The organism is Mycobacterium zoologicum, assembly GCF_020181635.2.
GTDB lineage: Bacteria > Actinomycetota > Actinomycetes > Mycobacteriales > Mycobacteriaceae > Mycobacterium > Mycobacterium zoologicum.
The window spans coordinates 221,795-239,800 of record NZ_JAYJJS010000001.1 but is presented as its reverse complement, the minus strand read 5'-3'; the positions used below and the strand labels follow the sequence as shown (position 1 = coordinate 239,800).

Here is an 18,006-nt window from a genome sequence, read left to right as displayed (position 1 = left end):
GGTCAGGGCAGGGGATAGGCGGCGTGGGAGTCGCCGGTGAAGTCGACGGCCGAGTACTCGTTGAGCTTCGACAGCCGGTGGTAGGCCTCGATCATCCGGACGGTGCCGGACTTGGAACGCATCACGATCGACTGGGTGGTGCAGCCGCCGGGGTAGTAGCGCACCCCCTTGAGCAGGTCGCCGTCGGTGACACCGGTGGCGCAGAAGAAGACGTTCTCACCGGAGACCAGATCCTCGGTGGTCAGCACCGCGTCCAGGTCGTAGCCGGCGTCGATGGCTTTCTGCCGCTCGGCGTCATCGGTAGGCGCCAGTTGGGCCTGGATCGCCCCGCCCATACAGCGGATCGCAGCGGCGGCGATGATGCCCTCCGGGGTTCCGCCGATCCCGGCGAGCATGTCGGTGCCCGAGTCGGGCCGACAGGCCGAGATGGCGCCGGCCACGTCGCCGTCGGTGATCAGCCGGATTCGCGCCCCGGTGGCGCGTGCGTCGGCGATCAGCTGCGCGTGCCGCGGCCGGTCCAGGATGCACACCGTCATGTCACGGGCGGTCAGGCCCTTGACCTTGGCGACCGCGGCGATGTTGTCCGCGATCGGCTTGGTGATGTCCAGCACGTCCGCGGCTTCGGGGCCGACGGCGATCTTGTTCATGTAGAACACCGCCGACGGGTCGAACATCGCGCCGCGCTCGGCCACCGCCAGCACCGAGATGGCGTTGGGCATGCCCTTGCTCATCAGGGTGGTGCCATCGACCGGATCGACGGCGAAGTCGCAGTCCGGGCCGTCGCCGTTGCCGACTTCTTCACCGTTGTAGAGCATCGGCGCATGGTCCTTCTCGCCCTCGCCGATCACCACCACGCCGCGCATCGACACGGAGTTCACCAGTTCACGCATCGCGTCGACGGCGGCGCCGTCGCCGCCCTCCTTGTCGCCGCGGCCCACCCAGCGGCCGGATGCCATGGCACCGGCCTCGGTGACCCGCACCAGCTCCAAGGCCAGGTTGCGGTCTGGAGCTTCGCGTCGAGGGGGTCCCGTCATGGCAGTCACGGTTGCTGATTCTCCCAGAGCCGGATCAGCACCACTGAGCTGGGATACTGGCAGCGTGACCGCAGAGCCCCCGCCGACGCCCCCTCCCGCCCCGAGGCCCGCCAAACCGCGCCTGCTGCAGGACGGGCGGGACATGTTCTGGTCGATCGCGCCGGTGGTCGTGGCCTGCATCGTGCTGGCCGGTATCGCCGGGACCTGCTCGTTTCGCCCGGGACGGATGGAGGCCGGGCCGGTGCCGTCCTACGACGCCGTCGCCGCCCTGAACGCCGACGCGCAGACGTTCGGGTTCCCGGTGCGCAAGCCCGACCTGCCCGAGGGCTGGCAGCCCAACTCCGGGGGCCGCGGAAGCATCACCGACGGGCGCGCTGACGAGACCGGCCAGCGGCTGCGGGCGGTCACCTCGCGGGTGGGCTACATCAGCCCGAACGGGATGTATGTGAGCCTGACCCAGAGCAACGCCGACGAGGTTCCGTTGGTGGCGTCCATTCAGCCCGGACTGCATCCGACCGGGGCCCAGGACGTCGACGGCACCCGCTGGGTGGCCTACGAGGGGGACGGCAAGCAGGTGTGGACAACCCGCCTGACCTCGAAGGCCGGGGCGACGCAGCTGGCGATCACCGGCGCGGCCAGTGCCGATGATTTCCGGGTGCTGGCCGCGGCCGTGCAGTCGCAGGCGCCGCTACCGGCGCAGCGATAGGGCTACGCGTCAGCGCGAGAACACCCGCCGCAGTCCGCTCCACCGGCGCGGCTTGGGCGCCCCGGACCCTTCGGGCTCCTCGTCGGGGCTGTCCAGCGGCACACCGTGATACACCGCCAGGTAGACGTCGATGGTGGTCACGATGATGATCATCAGCACCGGGCCGATCACGACGCCCCAGAACCCGAACATGCCGATCCCGGCGAAGACGGCCAGCAGCATCAGCGCGGAATTGAGCCGGGCGTCGCGCGGCACCAGGATCGGGCGCAGGAAATTGTCGATGTTGGTCACCACGATCAGGTGGAACGCCACCACGAACACCCCGCCGGCGACGTTGCCGAACAGTGCCATGCCGATGCCGAACGGGATGGTCACGATGCCGCCCCCGAGCGGGATGATCGACAGCGCGGTCAGCAGGATCGCGAAGACGAAGAACGCCTGGTGGAACCCGGCGATATAGATCGAGGCGGCCCCGGCGACGCCTTGGCAGAACGCGATGACGAACTGCCCGCCGACGGTTCCGCGCACCATCGAACCCATCTTGGCCAGGTACAGGTCGGTGACCTCGGCGCCCAATGGGTTGAGCCGGCGGATCAGGGTCTGCAGTTCCTCGCGGTTGGTCAGCAGTGCGAGGAACACGTACAAGAAGATGATCGCCGAGGTGATTGCGCCCACCGCCCCGCCGACGGCACCCTGCAGCACGTGCAACAGCAGCTCCCCGCCCTTCTGCGCCACATTGACCATCGCCTCGCGCACCCAGTCCATGGTCAGCTCGACATGCACGAACGGAATCCGTGCCAGCAGGCCGTTGGCGAATTTCAGCGCCTTGTCGCCCAGTGTGGTGGGGTCGGTGGCCTGCACCCACTGCGCCACGTCGCCGGCTGTGCGGGTGATCTGAGCGACGGCCAGAAAGATCGACAGGCCGACCGGGACGATCACGGCGACCAGTGCGGCCAACAGCGTGCCGGTGGCCGCCAGACCGGTGGGCATCCGCCGCTCCAGGGCGCGGAACAACGGAGTGAACAGGTAGGCGCCCACCGCGGCTACCACGATCAGCACGAAATAGCCGCGCAGGAAGAAGGCGCCGAACGCCAGCGCGATCACGGTGAAGACCGCCAGGGCGCGGCGTTGGGTGGGGGTGAAGTCGGAGTTCACGGGCGTGGATCGCCCCACTTGTCGGCGATGGTTCGCCACGGATCGGCGAACTTCTTGCCGCTGCGGTAGTAGGGGGTTCGCATCCGCAGGACGACTTTGGCCAGCGGTGCGATCACCTGCAGCAGGTACCGTTTCGCACCGGCTTTGGCAGCCGTTTCCGCCAGGAGGTCCGGCCAGGAGTGGTGCTGGAAGCCCAGCGCGTCCTGGGCGCGGCGGGAATCCATCCAGTCGGTGTTGAACCAGTCGTCGTCGCGGTCGGGATTACCGGGTAGCCCGACGGGCAGGCCGTTGACCAAGCCCATCGCGGCGGCCATGGCCGGCGCGACGCCGCACTGGATCTGGCGGTGGGTGTCGTCGCCGCCGATCAGCAGGGTCTCCCCGACGACGGGCGCGGTGGTGGCCGCGACGAACGCGCATGCGACGTCGCGGACATCGACGGTCTGCAGCCTGCCGTCGGAGGGGAGCAGTTGCTCGAAGTACAGATTGTCGAGCTTCATGTAGGAGCCCGGCTCGGGGGTCATCACCCCGCCCAGCCGCAGGATCACCCAGTCCAGCGGCGAGGCGCGCACCAGTTGTTCCGCCTGCACTTTGTGGTCGCCGTAGATATCGGCGGGATTGGTCGGGGTGTCGGCGGTCAGCACGCCCGAGACGGTGTGGGGATTTCGCGACCCGTACACCGCGATGCTGGAGGCCTGCACGAACCGGGGCGGCTCCGGCTGGTGAGCTGCCGCGGCCAGTAGATGCCCGGTAGCCTCGACGTTGACCTTGCGTGCCAGCTCGCGGTGCATGTAGATGAACGGCGGGATCACCGCGGCCAGGTGAATGATCGCCGCCGGTTTGATGCTGCTGACCAGGTCGTCGACGGCCGCCGCGTCGGTGAGGTCGGCGTAGTGGACCTGTACCGCTGCCGGCAGATCGGCCGCGGCTTTGCGGTTGGCGGGGGTGTCGAGATCGGTCGCGACTACGGAGCGCCCGTCGGCCGCCAGTCGCCTGACCGTCGCCGATCCCACTAGCCCGAACGCGCCGGTGACCAGCACCGTGTCCACGGCACCTCCTTCGTGACAGCGAGCATTTCGCGGAGCACCCTAGACACTACGGAGGTGATTGCGATGTATGACGCAAAGCTGGACCCCAACTGGCATGTCGACATTGAGTTCGGTGAGGACGAGACCCACACACGGGCGACAGTGTGCGCGGATTTCGGCACCGGGGAAACCATGATCACGCGGGGTGACGCCTATCGGCACCCCAAGGATGCCCGTCAGCCGATGGTCGGCGAGGAGATCGCCGCGGCCCGGGGGTTGATCGCCCTGGGCACCGCGTTGCTGGAGACCGCCTCTATGCAGATCGAGCAGTCCACCCACCATCCGGTGCATCTGTACCGCTGAGGAGGGTGAACGCCCGAATCCGGCATAAGACTCGCTGGTAGCGGCGGAGAAGCCTATTCTTTGCCGATCGGACAGGTTCGCTGATCGGTGGCGTCGGGATGAGCACGTCAACTTCGTGCCGTAAGTGCGGCACGGATCTACTGGTGAACGCGCAGTTCTGCCACTCCTGCGGTTCGCCGATCGCGGTTGCCACAACACCGGCCGAGTTCAAGCAGGTGACGGTGTTGTTCGCCGATGTGGTGCATTCGATGGACCTGGCTGCGGCGGTCGGTGCGGAGCGGTTGCGCGAGATCATGGGCGCGCTCTTCGGCCGCTGTGCTGCGGTGGTGCGGCGCTACGACGGGGTGGTGGAGAAGTTCATCGGCGATGCCGTTATGGCGGTGTTCGGTGTACCGGTGGCTTTGGAGGACCACGCGTTACGGGCATGCCTGGCGGCACTGGACATCCAGCAGCAGGCACAACAGCTGGCGGCGGAAGTGGCTCGCGCCGACGGCGTCAGCCTGGAGCTTCGGGTGGGGCTGAACTCCGGCCAGGTGGTCGCCGGTGACCTCGGATCCGATCCGTTTAGCTACACCGCGATCGGCGACCAGGTCGGGTTGGCGCAACGAATGGAGTCGGTGGCGCCGCCGGGCGGAGTGGTACTCAGCCAATCGACCGTCCGCTTGGTCGAAGACGTCGCCGTACTGGGCGAGCCGGTGGTAGTCCAGTTCAAGGGTGCTGGTGCGCAGGTGTCCGTGTGTCGACTTCTGGCGGTGTCGCCGGAGCGCCGGCATGTGCCGAGGCAGGATTCGACGCTGGTGGGACGGGCCTGGGAGATGGGTGCGCTACGGGGCATCCTGGAGGAATCGATCGCAGGGACCGGTTGCGTAGTGGGGGTGGTCGGGCCGCCCGGCATCGGTAAAAGTCGGATCGTCCGCGAGGTCAGTGCTGTGGCGCGGAGCCGCGGGGCCGAGGTGTTCGCCGCCTACTGCGAGTCCCACGCGCGCGAGGTCCCGTTCTACACGGCGACTTCGCTGCTGCGCAACGTACTTGGGATAGACGGTCTCGACGACGAACCGGCTCGCAAGCGAGTCGAGGAGCGCGCGCGCGATGCGGATCCGGAGGACCTGCTATTGCTGCAGGATCTGCTCGGTATCCGCGAGAGCGGGGTCGAGTTGCCCGCCATTGACGCCGACGCCCGGCGGCGCCGGGTGACGCGGTTGGTCGAAGCGATCTGGCTGGCGCGCACCACACCGGCGGTCTATGTCGTAGAGGATGCGCATTGGATCGATGAGGTCAGCGATGTGTTGCTGGCGGATCTGCTGGGCGTGGCCCGGCAAACCCCATCACTGGTGTTGATCACCTACCGGCCCGAATATTGTGGCGCGCTGACTCGGAAAGTGAGCTCGCAGACGATCAACCTCGGGCCGCTCAGCGCGTCGCAGACGGCCATGCTTGCTGGCGAACTGATCGGCTCCCGTCCCTCGGTGGCGGCGCTGTGTGGGCAGGTCGCGGAGCGGGCCGCCGGCAATCCGCTTTTCGTCGAGGAGATGGTGCGCGATCTGGCCGAGCGGGGTGTGCTGACCGGGTCTCGCGGTCGCTACGCCTGTGCGGTCGACGATGCCGAGCTCGTCGTCCCGGCAACGGTGCAGGCCACCATCGCCTCCCGCATCGATCGGCTTGACCCGGCGGTCAAACGGACTTTGCATGCCGCTGCGGTGATCGGGCTGCGGTTCGACGCCGAGCAGTTGGCATTGCTCGATGGCGAGGCACAGATCGCGCCGTTGCTCGACGCGGAGTTCATTGATCAGGTGGGGTTCACCGCCCAAGCCGAATATGCGTTCCATCACCCGCTGGTCCGGATCGTGGCCTATGAATCACAGCTGAAATCGCAGCGAGCCATGCTGCATAGGCGGCTTGCTACCGCAATCGAGCAGCAATTCGATGCGCTCGATGAGAACGCGGCGATGATCGCCGAGCATCTTGAGGCCGCTGAGGACCTACCCGACGCTTTCGGCTGGCACATGCGTGCCGGGGCATGGTCGCAACACCGCGACATCCGTGCTGCGCGTGTCAGTTGGGAACGTGCCCGCACCGTCGCCGACCGGTTGCCGATCAACCATCCCGACCGCTCTTCGATGCGGATCTTCCCACGAACCCTGTTGTGCGGCAGTGTCTGGCGAGTCGGCGGGAATGTCGAAGATACCGGTTTCGGCGAACTGCGTGAGCTCTGTACAGCCTCCGGGGACCAGGTGTCACTGGCTGTCGGGATGGCCGGCCTGCTGACCACGATGGTATTTCATTCTCGCTACCAGGAAGTCCTGCTGCTTACCGCGCAATTCGTGGAATTGCTTGAATCCATCGGTGACCCCGATCTGTCGGTTGGACTGTTGTTTGCCGCGCTCTGGGCCAAGCTCGAACCCGGCGACGCGGCAACGGGTTTCCGGCTGGCGCAGCGCCTCATCGACTTGGCTGACGGCGATCCGGAGAAGGGCAACCTACTGCTCGGCTCACCGCTGACAGCAGCGATCGCGGTCCGGGGCGTGTTCGGCATGTTGCTCGGACGTCCGGGGTGGGGCGACGACCTAGCTGAGGCTGTCGTGATGGCCCGCGCATTCGACCCGACGACTCGCGCCATCACGGTGATGTTCCAATGCCTGCTGATCCCCCAGGGGGCGATCCGGCCCGATGAGGTCACGCAAGACAGTGTGGACATCCTGGAGGTGGCGGAGCACTCAGGTGACGAATTCGCCTTGGCTGCCGCTCGCCTGGCCCGCGGCCTGGTTCTCGCCTACGGCAACGGTCCGGACCAGGTCCAAGGATTGGAACTGCTGGCGCTGGCTCGAGAAGCCTCGCTGAATCAGCGATTCATCGCCAGCCTCGCGCAGGTGGCGGACACTCAGATCGCCTTGCAGAAGGTGCAAACGGGTGATCTCGACGGTGCGATCGGTCTGTTGCGTGAGGTGGTTCGGGCGCTGTTCGAAAGTGGCGTTGTCATCTGGTACGTGCCGGCGGCGATCCGCCTTGTGCAATTGCTGCTTGATCGTGACGCGGGCGGTGACCGTCAAGAGGCCGAAGCCATATTGGACGAATTCGCGGTGACGGTGAACGTCGCCGAGTTGGGTCTGCATGAAGCATGGTTGCTCTACGGCAGGGCGCTGCTGGCAAGGGCTCGCAGTGACACGGCTGCCTACCGCGAGTACGTGAATCGTTACCGTGCCAAGGCAGAGGTGTGCGGATACGCCCGACATCTGGCGATGGCGGAGGCGATGATGTGAGCGGAATGAGCTTGCCGTGGCCCCTGATTGGACGCTCCGAGGAGATGCGAACGCTCCAAACGGCCCTCTCTGCCGCGGATGTCTCCGGGGCCGTCGTTTGGGGTGCGGCGGGGGTGGGAAAGAGCCGGATCGTGCGTGATGTGCTGGCGGCCGCCGAATCGCAGGGCTACGACGCGCGATGGGCGGTCTGCACCTCCTCGGCGCGCAGCGTTCCGCTCGGCGCTTTCGCAACCTGGGCGCCGGCGGGGGTCACCGACACCACTGCGCTGCTGCAAGGGGTGATCGAATCTCTGACGTTCGCGCCGTCGGGCACCGCGATGCTCGGTGTGGACGACGTGCATCTGATCGATGACTTGTCGGCGTTCGTGGTGAACCAGATCGTCCAACGCGGCTTGGCGAAGGTGATTCTCACTGTCCGTGATGACCAGGATGTACCGGCTGCGGCACATGAGATTTGGCGAGCGGGACGGTTTGAGCGACTCGATTTGCAGACGCTGTCACTTGATGAGACCTCCGAGCTGATGTCGGCGGCCCTGGCCGGCCCGGTGGATACCGACGCGGTTCGACGACTGTGGAAGTTGACCCGTGGCAACGTGCTGTATCTACGCAACATCGTCGAACACGAGATCGCCGACGGCAGAATCGTGCAACGAGGCGGGTCCTGGCGCTGGATCGGGGATCCGATCATCCCGCCCAGCCTCACCGAGCTCATCGAATCCCGTATCGGCTCTCTGCCGGGGCCGGTCAGCGATGTACTCGATGTGCTGGCCGTCGGAGAGCCGATAGAACTGGCGGCTCTGATGCGGATTACCGATCCGGTGGCGGTGGAACAGGCTGACACTCGCGGCCTGATAACTCTCGACCCCGCCGACGGCGGTACGCAGGTGCGGGTTGCGCATCCGCTGTACGGGGAGGTCCGGCGTAGACGGGCGGCGCCCACCCGGCTACGACGGTTGCGTGGGTTGGTTGCCGTAGAACTCGCGGGATCCGAAGACCGCGACGACATCGCCGCGCTGGTGCGTCGTGCGGCGTTGAGTTTTGAGTCGGATCTCGCGCCCGACGCCGACCTGTTCGCCAGGGCTGCTCACGGTGCGGTCTGGCTGGCGGATCTGGTGCTGGCCGACCGCCTCGGTCGGGCGGCCATCCGTGCCGGAGCCGGACCGGATTCGAGTTTCATTCGGGCACATGCACTGTCGTGGCTGGGCCGTGGCGAGGAGGCCGATGCGGTACTGGCTGAGGTCGGAACAGCGGACCTGACCGATGTCGACCACGCCAGGCTGGCTTTTCTGCGGGCCAGCAACATGCTCTGGGGTCTTGGCGAGCCCGCTCGTGCCAGGCAGATCATCGACGATGCCGCATGCTCGGTATCGGCACCGGCGCGCGACTATGTTGACGCATTTCTGGCGGTGTACTGGTTTGCGACGGACCAGTTGGATGCGGCCAGGCGAGCCGCTGAGAATCTTGCCCTGGACGACCTGCCTGCGGTCGTCGGCGCCGAGATCGCCTGGGTGCGCACGGTTATCGCCGCCGATGCGGGACGCACGGCCGAAGCCTTGGCGGTGGCGGATGCGGGGTATACCGTGGCGGCGCGCTCGTTGGATGCCCCGCACATGATGTTCAATATCGCGGACGCGCACGTCAGCGCGCTGCTGCTGGCTGGACAGATAACCGAGGCCGTTGAGGTGGCCGAGCGGGTGCGTCGTCAGGCGGCCGAACTGCCGGGCGTAGCACAGTCGCTCGGCGGTGCGGTTGCTGGACGAGCCGCGCTGGGCGCCGGCCGTATCGATGCCGCCTGTTTCCTGCTGGACCAGGCTGGGGTGAGCTTCTCCGACAGCGGCCACCTCACCGGCTGGGGATACCGCTATCTGATTCCGCGCATTACTGCGCTGGCGATGCGTGGTTCCGTCGGTGAGGCTGCTGAGGGGCTGGACGTGCTCACCGGACTGAAGCGTCCATTCCGGTCGCTCGACTATGAGCGGAGTCTGGCGCAGGCCTGGGTGGCCGCCGGACAGGGCGCTGTCAGCGAGGCGATCAGCGTCGTATTGTCGGCAGCTGAACGCGCCGGGGCCACTGGGCAGTTCGCTGCCGAAGTATTCTGCCTGCAGACCGCGACGCAGTTCGGGGACCGTTCGGGTGGATCGCGGTTGCGTGAGCTCGAAGCGATCGTCGAGGGGCCACGCGTTGGTATCGTCGCTCGGTTCGCCGCCGCACTCCGCGAGGGCGATGGCGCGGAGTTGGTCTCGGTTTCAGAGGATTTCGAGCGCATCGGCGACCTCGTGGCCGCCATCGATTCCAGCGCCCAGGCTGCGCTGACGTTTCGTCGTCAGGACTTGCGAGGAACCGCGCTGGGATGCGCGGCGCGCGCCTCGGCGCTGTCCGAACAATGCGGAGGTGCTGACACGCCGGCACTTCGCCAAGCCGCGGAGCCCTTACCGCTGACCGATCGGGAGTCCGAGATCATGATGCTGATCGGGGAGGGCCTGTCGAACCGCGCTGTCGCCGAGCGCCTGGCGCTTTCGGTCCGCACCGTCGAGAGCCACATCTACCGGGCCATGCTGAAGACCGGGACCTCCAGCCGTGACGAACTCGCCGCCTTGCGGCCTCGGCGCCGGACGTGAAGTCTCCCGCTCAGTAGTGCTGTCGTTGAAACCGGGCGAGATTGCAGTAGCCCACTACTGAGGCTCGCCCACCGGATATCGGTGACGATCCCTGGTACGCCAACCGGCGTTTTTCGTGATGACAGGAGATGATCATGAACACAACGTCTTGTTCCTCCGTCCCGATGGCGGTGGCGGTGATCGGCGCCTGCCTCGTCGCGATCCCTGCGTCGGTACCACCGACCGTCTTGTCGCCCGCGGTTGCGCTGTCGTCCGCTGGAGACCTGATGGTCAGCGACGTGGGTGCTGTCGTCGATGCACTGACCGGCGCGGACCCCGGTACGGCGCTTGCCGGCGTGCCGGACGAATACTACGACTACTTGAACGGTTTGGGTGTACCTGCCGAGGACCAGGACTTGGCCCTCGGTGGGCTGATAGCGGGAGTCGCGGCGCTTGCTCAACTCATCGCGTCGCTTTTCACCAACCCGTTTGGCTGGCTGCTAGACGCTATTGATTGGGTCGCAAATCTTTTCGGCTTCGACATCTTCCCCGACGACGCCGCCAGCGCACTGGCGACCGCCGTGCCGGACTTCGACCTCTCCGTTCCGGATGTCGGCATCCCGGACCTCGACCTTTCAAACCTGGTCCCTGACTTCGGGATATAGCCGTCACGATCGACTTCACGATCATCGCCTCGGCCCAGACGCAGACAGAAGAGCGACGATGAGTACCGCAGACTTCGACGGCCCTGGCGGCGTGCTGATGAGGATCGCTCCGCACGCGACCGGCCACGCATGGGCAGGGGGTCGGACGAGGAAGTGCATCAAGTGGTGGCCCGCTGGGCGGAAGGCCAGGGGAACCCATGAGGCCACGCGGAGAAGCGCAACGCGGACTGCAATCGGTGGGAACTACTGCAATACCATCCGGCTGGGCAGGGCAAATTGCAGTGGCTCGCCACTGGGTTCGACGTTCCGCCCAGGCGTGACGATTTGTCGGTAACACCTTCACGGAAGGAGACAGATGATGTCCGTCTCAGTTATGCCCTTGCCGCATATGGTCTCTGCGCACCTGGCTGCCGCCGTGCACGCGATGTTTTCGCACCATGCCGACGAGGTGATGTCGACCGCGCACTCGTGGCACCCGCCGCATCACTACCCACCGCAGCTCAACGACATCCTCGGAGACTCCGCCATGGCCCGGGAGATGGGTCGGTTGTGACCGGCTACTCCGGGTGCGGCTCGGCGATCACGGTCGCAAGGTGCGGATGGGCTTCGGCCTTGACCTGTGCGAACAGCCTGACGTAGTAGGGAATGCAGTCGGCCGTCGCCTGCGCGGTGGTGAACAGCGGCTGGTAGCCCAGGTCGCGCTGCGCCTTGGCGATCGAGAAGTAGTTGTTCAGGTAAAGCCGTTCCACCGCACCGGGTTCCAGCAGCGGCTCGGGCAAGCCGAACCGGAAATGCAGCCACTGCCACGCCACCATGACGTCGCGCACCATGCGGCCGGAGACCCGCATCTTCGGCCAGTGTTCGCCGCAGGCCTCCATGACCGGCCGGGCGAACTCGAACATGTTGATCGGTTCACCGTCGTTGATGAAGTAGGCCTGACCCGGTGACGTGCCGCCGGGAGCCAGGTGCTCGGCGGCCAGGATGAAACCGTGAATCAGGTTGTGCACGTAGGAGTTGTCGAGCTTGGCGCGCTTGCTGCCGATCAGGACTTTGACGTGACCGGCGACCACGCTTTCGAACAGCTTGCGGAACATGGTCTGGTCCCCGTCGCCCCAGATCCCGGACGGGCGGATCGCACAGGTCAGCATGCCCGCAACACCGTTCTCGCCCAGCACGAACTTCTCGGCGACGACCTTGGTCTCGGTGTAGAGGTCGTTGTACTTGGTGGTGTAGGCCATGGTCTCGTCGCCGTTCGTGATGGCCTTGCCGCCCATCACCACGCTGTTGGAGGCGGTGTAGACGAACCGTTTCACCCCGGCGGCCTGTCCGGCCTGGACCAGGTTCTTCGTGCCGTCGACGTTGACCGCGAAGCTGCGCCGGCGGATCTCATCGGTGACCTTCGCGCCGCCCTGCAGGTCGATGATCGCCGCGGTGTGGAACACCGTGTCGATGCCCTCGACGGCCTGGGCCACCGTGGCGGCGTCGCAGATGTCACCCTCTACGGTCTCCAGTTGCGGGTGCGCGGGCAGCGTCGAAGGCGCGCGGTCGAAGGAGCGCACCTGGTAGCCGCGTTCCAGCAGGGTCTTGACGAAATTGGTTCCGACGAAGCCGGAGCCACCGGTCACCAATACCCGACCGAGTTCAGTAGTCACTGCTGGATCACCCATCGGGCGAGCATAACTGAACGTGTTCCAGTTCTTCGGGCTGAAGTCACGATCAGCCGGCGTCGTCGTCACCGGCGGACAGCGCGTCCTGCACCCGGCGACGAGCCCCGGCGAGATGCTCTTCGCAGCGCTTGGCCAGCTGTTCGCCTCGTTCCCACAGGCCCAGCGAGGCGTCGAGGTCCAGGCCGCCCTGTTCCAGCCGCTGCACGACGTCGATGAGCTCGTCGCGGCACTGCTCGTAGCCCAGTTCGCTAATGGGCATCGTCGAAGTGGGCTCGTCAATGGCCATCGTTGGGTCCTTCACTGGTAGCGGTGATCGCGCCGTCGGTGACCCGAATCCGCAGCTGGGTTCCGGCCGGTGCGTCCTCGACCGACCGCAGCACCTGCGTCGTGGCGCCGACGGTCTGCACGACGGCGTAGCCGCGGGCCAGCGTTGCGGCTGGGCCCAGGGTAGCCAGCCGCGCCGACAGGTGCCCGACTCGTTCGGTCTGCACATCGATCAGCCGGATGACGTCGCGGCGCACCGCGGACAAGGCACGTCGCACCTCGTCCCCGCGCTCGGTCAGGGCACGCAGCGGGTCGGCCAGCACCGGGCGGCCGCGCAACTGGGTCAGCACCCGGTCCTCGCGGATCACCCAGTTGCGCACCGCCTGGGCGCTGCGCCGGCGCAGGTCGTCCACCAGCGCCTGCTCGGCGGCCGCGTCCGGGACGATGCGCTTGGCCGCATCGGTGGGGGTCGCGGCCCGCAGATCGGCCACCAGATCGCACAACGGGTTGTCGGGTTCGTGACCGACGGCGCTCACCACCGGCGTACGGCACGCCGCGATCGCCCGGCACAGGGTCTCGTCGGAGAACGGCAACAGGTCCTCCACGCTGCCCCCGCCCCGGGCCAGCACGATCACCTCGACGCCCGCGTCGGCATCCAGTTCGCGCAGCGCCTCGACTATCTGGGCCACCGCGGTCGGCCCTTGCACGGCGGTGTTGCGCACCGCGAAGTTCACAGCCGGCCATCGCGCGCCGGCCACCGACGTCACGTCATGCTCGGCGGCGCTGGCCCGGCCGGTGATCAGGCCGATCGTGGCGGGCAGGAAGGGGAGCGGCCTTTTCAGCCGCGGATCGAACAGGCCCTCGGCGTCCAGCAGCTTGCGCAGCCGTTCGATGCGGGCCAGCAGTTCGCCGATCCCGACGGCCCGGATCTCGCTGAGCCGCAGCGAGAACGTTCCGCGGGCGGTGTAGAAGTTGGGCTTCCCGCAGACCACCACTTGGGTGCCTTCGATGAGCTTGACCGGTGCGGCGGCCACCATCTCGGGGGTGCAGGTGACCGTCAGCGACATGTCGGCGGCGGGATCACGCAGCACCATGAACACGGTGCGCACCCCGGGGCGCAGGTTGATCTGGGTCAGCTGGCCCTCGACCCACACCGATCCGAGCCGGTCGATCCAGCCCTTGACCCGGGTGGCGACGGCGCGAACCGGGAAAGGGCTCTCCGGTGAGCTGCCCGGCGCCGGCGCGGTCACTTGGAGTTGGCGCGGGTGATCCTGTTGGCCAGCAGCGTCTGGAACGGCGCCCTTGCCTTGGTGGCCTCCTCGTAGTCGAGCAGCGTCTCCAGCTCGTCGGTGCTCAGCGAGGCCAGCCGGGCCCGCAACTGGGCCAGCGTGAGGTTGCCGTAGTCGAGTTCGTCCACCAGGTCGGGGGTGGGGACCTGCGAGGTCTTGCTGGAGGTCGGGGAGGCGGTCTGCGGAGGCCGGGCAGACCCGTCGTTGCCGTCCTCACTGAACGAGTAAAGGGCGAAGCGGCCCTCGGAGCGTTGTGCGGAATTGTCGTCGTCGAACGCCTCGGAATCGGCCCCACCGACCCCGTCGTCTTCGTCTTCGTCGAATGTCGCCCACTCGGGCTGCTCATCCTTGGGCGGGAACAGCGACTCCAGGGTGTTGTCGCCCTTGTTGACCAGTTCGGCGATGCCCTGCTGCCAGCGCATCACCGCGTGCGCGGCCTGGCTGGCCAGCGTCATCGGGTAGGTCAGGATCGTTTGTGGCAGCTTGATGGTCTCCTCGACGGCGACAGTCGCCGCGCCTACCAGAAGCCTGACTCCGAACGGTGCAGTAGACATGGCCCCCAGCCTGCCTTACCCGCGGGTCATCTCCAAGTATTGACGGTGACCGGCGCGAGCTGGCGGTTCTCGGCGGCCAGACCGTACCCTGGGTGCCATGCCGACCCTCGATGTGGAGACCGCGAACACTTCAGCCAGTTCTGGTGCGCAGGCCGCCGCCGGCCACACCGGCAAGCGGGTGCTGCTGGCCGAACCGCGCGGCTACTGCGCGGGCGTCGACCGGGCGGTCGAGACGGTGGAGCGGGCCCTGGAGAAACACGGCGCGCCGGTATACGTCCGGCACGAGATCGTGCACAACAAGCATGTGGTGGACACCCTGACGAGCAAGGGCGTGGTCTTCGTCCACGAGGCCGACGAGGTGCCCGAGGGCGCCATGGTGGTGTTCTCCGCGCACGGCGTGGCCCCGAGCGTGCACGAGTTGGCCGCCGACCGCGGCCTGCGGGTGATCGACGCGACGTGCCCGCTGGTGAACAAGGTGCACAACGAGGCCAAGCGGTTCGCCCGCGACGGCTACGACATCCTGCTGATCGGCCACGCCGGGCATGAGGAGGTCATCGGGATCATCGGTGAGGCCCCCGACGACGTGCAGCTGGTCGACGGCTTGGATGCTGTAGCCGCGGTGAAGGTGCGCGACGAGAACAAGGTGGTGTGGCTCTCGCAGACCACGCTCAGCGTCGACGAGACGATGCAGACCGTGGTCAAGCTGCGCGAGCGGTTCCCGAACTTGCAGGATCCGCCCAGCGACGACATCTGCTACGCCACCCAGAACCGCCAGACCGCAGTCAAGGCGATGGCACCGGAATGCGAGCTGGTGATCGTCGTCGGTTCGAAGAACTCATCGAACTCCAACCGGCTGGTCGAGGTGGCTCTGGGCGCCGGCGCCGACGCGGCCCATCTGGTCGACTATGCCGCCGACATCGACCCGGCTTGGCTGAGTCCGGCGTCCGGCCAGGTGCAGACCGTCGGAGTCACCTCGGGCGCGTCAGTGCCGGAGATCCTGGTCCGCGGCGTGCTGGAGCGGCTCGCCGAATACGGCTACGACACGGTGTTTCCGGTGACGACCGCCAACGAGACGCTGGTGTTCGCGCTGCCACGGGAGATCCGTCCGGACCGGCGTTAGATGTCGTACTCCCAGGAGTCGGCTTCCTCGGCGCGCTGCCGGCGGGGGCGGCTCGGCGGCTGGGTGCTGGGCTCGCCGCGGTAACGCACGTTGGAGACCGGGTGATGGCTGGTGGTCGCACCGTTGCTGCGGCCTGCGCCGGCGGCCGGACGACGGCGCGGTAGCGACTCGGGAGATTCGGTCGGCCGGTGGCTGCGGGCCCGCGCATCGCGGTTGGCTCGCTGCGGTGGTTCGGCGCGCCGGCGCGGCGCGTCATCACGCCAGCCCGGCTCATTGCGCCGGCGGCGCGGCATCGGCTCGTCGCGCAGGTCGGGTGCGGGTCGTCGGCGGCGCTCCGGGGCCCGTACCTCGTCCATCGCAGGCTTGATGTGCCGCGACCGGGTGGGCGTCGACCCGTTGGTGCCCCGCCGGCGCTCCGTTGTCCGGTTCGCGGCGCGTTCCCGGGCGGCGCGGCGCGCCTCCGGGGTGGCCCGCCGGGGGCGGTCACCGGTGCTGCGTTCGGTGCGGGTTCGTTCGGTGCGGGGCCGGGTGCGTTCGGCGCGAGTCCGCGAGCCGGGTTGCTCGATGGCGTGGGCGGGCTTGCGGTTGACCGCCGCGGTGAGCATGGCGCTGAGCCGCTGGGCCAGGGCAGAGCCCCGGCGCGCGCTGGTGTCCTCGGTCTCGGCCGTCGACGCGTGCCCCAGCATCCCCAGATACCAGCGGACCATCCCGATCAGCAGGACCACGGCCGCGGTGAACAGCATCAGCGGGAATCGCTCGATCAGCGGGTATCCGCAGTTGATGGCGATGTTCTTCAGGCCGGGCCACCCGGCGCCGTGGATCAGCCAGTAGGCGCCCGGCACGGCGCAGAACAGGATCAGCGGCGGCTGGATGACGGCGGTGAACACCGCGGACTGGCGCACCACGAGCACCGCCGCGAGGCAACCGATCACATACAGGGTGGAGAAGACGGCGCTCAGGTCCTTGCTGCCCGATCCACCGTCGAACGCGATCCCGATCGCGGTGGCGACCGCCGCCACCATCACCGCGCCCCACCAGGGCAGACCGGCCATGCTGGGCAGGATCGAACGGTGGTCAGCCGCCACCGCCGACTTGCCACGCTGTGCTGCCACACACTGACGGTACCGGCTTGAGGTGTCTGAATCCGAAAGGCGTTGCCGGATCACCGGGCGGACGTGGGCTGCGTCACGCTTTACACTTGGCTCCCTGTGAGCCTGAGCCTGGGAATCGTGGGGTTGCCCAACGTCGGTAAGTCGACCCTGTTCAATGCGCTGACCCGCAACGATGTGTTGGCAGCAAACTATCCGTTCGCGACCATCGAGCCCAACGAGGGCGTGGTGCCGCTGCCCGATCCCCGGCTGGCCAAGCTGGCGGAGATCTTCGGCTCCGAGCGCATCCTGGCCGCGCCGGTGACGTTCGTCGACATCGCCGGCATCGTCAAGGGCGCCTCGGAAGGGGCCGGGCTGGGCAACAAGTTCCTGGCCAACATCCGCGAGTGCGACGCCATCTGCCAGGTGGTCCGGGTCTTCGCCGACGACGACGTGGTGCACGTCGACGGCAAGGTCGATCCCGAGGCCGACATCGAGGTGATCGCCACCGAGCTGATCCTGGCCGACATGCAGACGCTGGAGAAGGCGGTGCCGCGGCTGGAGAAGGAAGCCCGCAACAACAAGGACCGCAAGCCCATGCACGAGGCCGCGGTGGCCGCCGCAGCCATCCTCGACACCGGCAAGACCTTGTTCGCCGCGGGGGTGGACACCGCGCCACTGCGCGAGCTGAACCTGCTGACCACCAAGCCGTTCCTGTACGTGTTCAACGCCGACGAGGCGGTGCTCACCGATGAGGCGCGGGTCGCTTCGTTGCGGGAGCTGGTGGCCCCGGCCGACGCAGTGTTCCTCGACGCCAAGATCGAATCCGAGCTCGCCGAGCTGGACGAGGAGTCGGCGATGGAGTTGCTGGAGTCGATCGGGCAGAGCGAGCGTGGCCTGGATGCCTTGGCGCGGGCCGGTTTTCACACCCTGAAGCTGCAGACCTACCTGACCGCCGGGCCCAAGGAGGCGCGGGCCTGGACGATTCACGCCGGCGACACCGCACCCAAGGCCGCCGGGGTGATCCACACCGACTTCGAGAAGGGCTTCATCAAGGCCGAGGTGGTCTCCTACGACGACCTGGTCGAGGCCGGGTCGATGGCTGCGGCCAAGGCCGCCGGCAAGGTGCGCATGGAGGGCAAGGACTACGTGATGGCCGACGGGGACGTGGTGGAGTTCCGCTTCAACGTGTAGCGCGTGCCGCTTCGTGTGGACAGACGCC

The 18,006-nt window shown here is 67.3% G+C and carries 16 protein-coding genes; 8 read left to right on the top strand and 8 right to left on the bottom strand.

Annotation, left to right across the window (positions count from 1 at the left end):
- Positions 1-2 precede the first annotated feature (2 nt).
- The gene (glpX, locus tag K6T84_RS01170; RefSeq protein WP_224864814.1) at positions 3-1,034 is read right to left on the bottom strand and encodes a class II fructose-bisphosphatase; all 1,032 of its coding nucleotides are present in this window, start codon (positions 1,032-1,034) and stop codon (positions 3-5) included.
- A 64-nt stretch (positions 1,035-1,098) separates the two neighbouring features.
- On the opposite strand from glpX, the gene K6T84_RS01165 reads away from it, so the two are divergent.
- On the top strand, positions 1,099-1,740 hold the full coding sequence (locus tag K6T84_RS01165) for a DUF4245 domain-containing protein (protein ID WP_224864815.1): 642 nt from the start codon (positions 1,099-1,101) through the stop codon (positions 1,738-1,740).
- A gap of 9 nt (positions 1,741-1,749) precedes the next feature.
- Here K6T84_RS01165 and K6T84_RS01160 read toward each other — a convergent pair whose 3' ends face one another.
- On the bottom strand, positions 1,750-2,895 hold the full coding sequence (locus K6T84_RS01160; RefSeq protein WP_224864816.1) for an AI-2E family transporter: 1,146 nt from the start codon (positions 2,893-2,895) through the stop codon (positions 1,750-1,752).
- Positions 2,892-3,941: an NAD-dependent epimerase/dehydratase family protein gene (locus K6T84_RS01155; RefSeq protein ID WP_224864817.1), complete on the bottom strand. Its 1,050-nt coding sequence runs from the start codon at positions 3,939-3,941 to the stop codon at positions 2,892-2,894. The genes K6T84_RS01160 and K6T84_RS01155 overlap by 4 nt, the downstream gene beginning before the upstream one ends.
- Before the next feature lie 63 nt (positions 3,942-4,004).
- On the opposite strand from K6T84_RS01155, the gene K6T84_RS01150 reads away from it, so the two are divergent.
- The 5 genes from K6T84_RS01150 (at position 4,005) to K6T84_RS01130 (ending at position 11,355) form a co-directional block, all read left to right on the top strand.
- Complete coding sequence (locus K6T84_RS01150) at positions 4,005-4,283, top strand: DUF1876 domain-containing protein (RefSeq protein WP_224864818.1); 279 nt, start codon at positions 4,005-4,007, stop codon at positions 4,281-4,283.
- 143 nt (positions 4,284-4,426) lie between these two features.
- Positions 4,427-7,540, top strand: a complete 3,114-nt coding sequence (locus K6T84_RS01145) for an ATP-binding protein (RefSeq protein ID WP_225401615.1) — start codon at positions 4,427-4,429, stop codon at positions 7,538-7,540.
- Positions 7,541-7,545: 5 nt separating this feature from the next.
- Positions 7,546-10,158 carry a helix-turn-helix transcriptional regulator gene (locus tag K6T84_RS01140; RefSeq protein WP_225401616.1) on the top strand — a complete coding sequence of 871 codons (2,613 nt, stop codon included), beginning with the start codon at positions 7,546-7,548 and terminating at the stop codon, positions 10,156-10,158.
- Between the two features lie 134 nt (positions 10,159-10,292).
- Positions 10,293-10,802: a hypothetical protein gene (locus tag K6T84_RS01135; RefSeq protein ID WP_224864821.1), complete on the top strand. Its 510-nt coding sequence runs from the start codon at positions 10,293-10,295 to the stop codon at positions 10,800-10,802.
- Positions 10,803-11,190: 388 nt separating this feature from the next.
- Positions 11,191-11,355 carry a hypothetical protein gene (locus K6T84_RS01130; RefSeq protein ID WP_224864822.1) on the top strand — a complete coding sequence of 55 codons (165 nt, stop codon included), beginning with the start codon at positions 11,191-11,193 and terminating at the stop codon, positions 11,353-11,355.
- A gap of 4 nt (positions 11,356-11,359) precedes the next feature.
- Here K6T84_RS01130 and K6T84_RS01125 read toward each other — a convergent pair whose 3' ends face one another.
- Genes K6T84_RS01125 through K6T84_RS01110 form a run of 4 tightly spaced genes read right to left on the bottom strand, consistent with a single transcriptional unit; the run spans position 11,360 to position 14,576 of the window.
- A complete protein-coding gene (locus K6T84_RS01125; protein ID WP_224864823.1) occupies positions 11,360-12,469 on the bottom strand; it encodes a 3-beta-hydroxysteroid dehydrogenase in 1,110 nt (369 codons plus the stop codon).
- Positions 12,470-12,518: 49 nt separating this feature from the next.
- On the bottom strand, positions 12,519-12,755 hold the full coding sequence (locus K6T84_RS01120; RefSeq protein ID WP_225401618.1) for an exodeoxyribonuclease VII small subunit: 237 nt from the start codon (positions 12,753-12,755) through the stop codon (positions 12,519-12,521).
- On the bottom strand, positions 12,745-13,983 hold the full coding sequence (xseA, locus tag K6T84_RS01115; RefSeq protein ID WP_224864825.1) for an exodeoxyribonuclease VII large subunit: 1,239 nt from the start codon (positions 13,981-13,983) through the stop codon (positions 12,745-12,747). The genes K6T84_RS01120 and xseA overlap by 11 nt, the downstream gene beginning before the upstream one ends.
- Positions 13,980-14,576, bottom strand: coding sequence for a lipid droplet-associated protein (locus tag K6T84_RS01110; protein WP_224864826.1), 597 nt, complete (start codon positions 14,574-14,576; stop codon positions 13,980-13,982). The genes xseA and K6T84_RS01110 overlap by 4 nt, the downstream gene beginning before the upstream one ends.
- Before the next feature lie 97 nt (positions 14,577-14,673).
- Between K6T84_RS01110 and K6T84_RS01105 the strand changes: the two genes are divergently transcribed.
- Complete coding sequence (locus K6T84_RS01105) at positions 14,674-15,696, top strand: 4-hydroxy-3-methylbut-2-enyl diphosphate reductase (RefSeq protein WP_224864827.1); 1,023 nt, start codon at positions 14,674-14,676, stop codon at positions 15,694-15,696.
- Here K6T84_RS01105 and K6T84_RS01100 read toward each other — a convergent pair.
- A complete protein-coding gene (locus tag K6T84_RS01100; RefSeq protein WP_225401619.1) occupies positions 15,693-16,808 on the bottom strand; it encodes a DUF6542 domain-containing protein in 1,116 nt (371 codons plus the stop codon). The genes K6T84_RS01105 and K6T84_RS01100 overlap by 4 nt on opposite strands.
- A gap of 96 nt (positions 16,809-16,904) precedes the next feature.
- Between K6T84_RS01100 and ychF the strand changes: the two genes are divergently transcribed.
- Positions 16,905-17,978, top strand: coding sequence for a redox-regulated ATPase YchF (ychF, locus tag K6T84_RS01095; protein WP_224864829.1), 1,074 nt, complete (start codon positions 16,905-16,907; stop codon positions 17,976-17,978).
- The last annotated feature ends 28 nt before the right edge of the window (positions 17,979-18,006 follow it).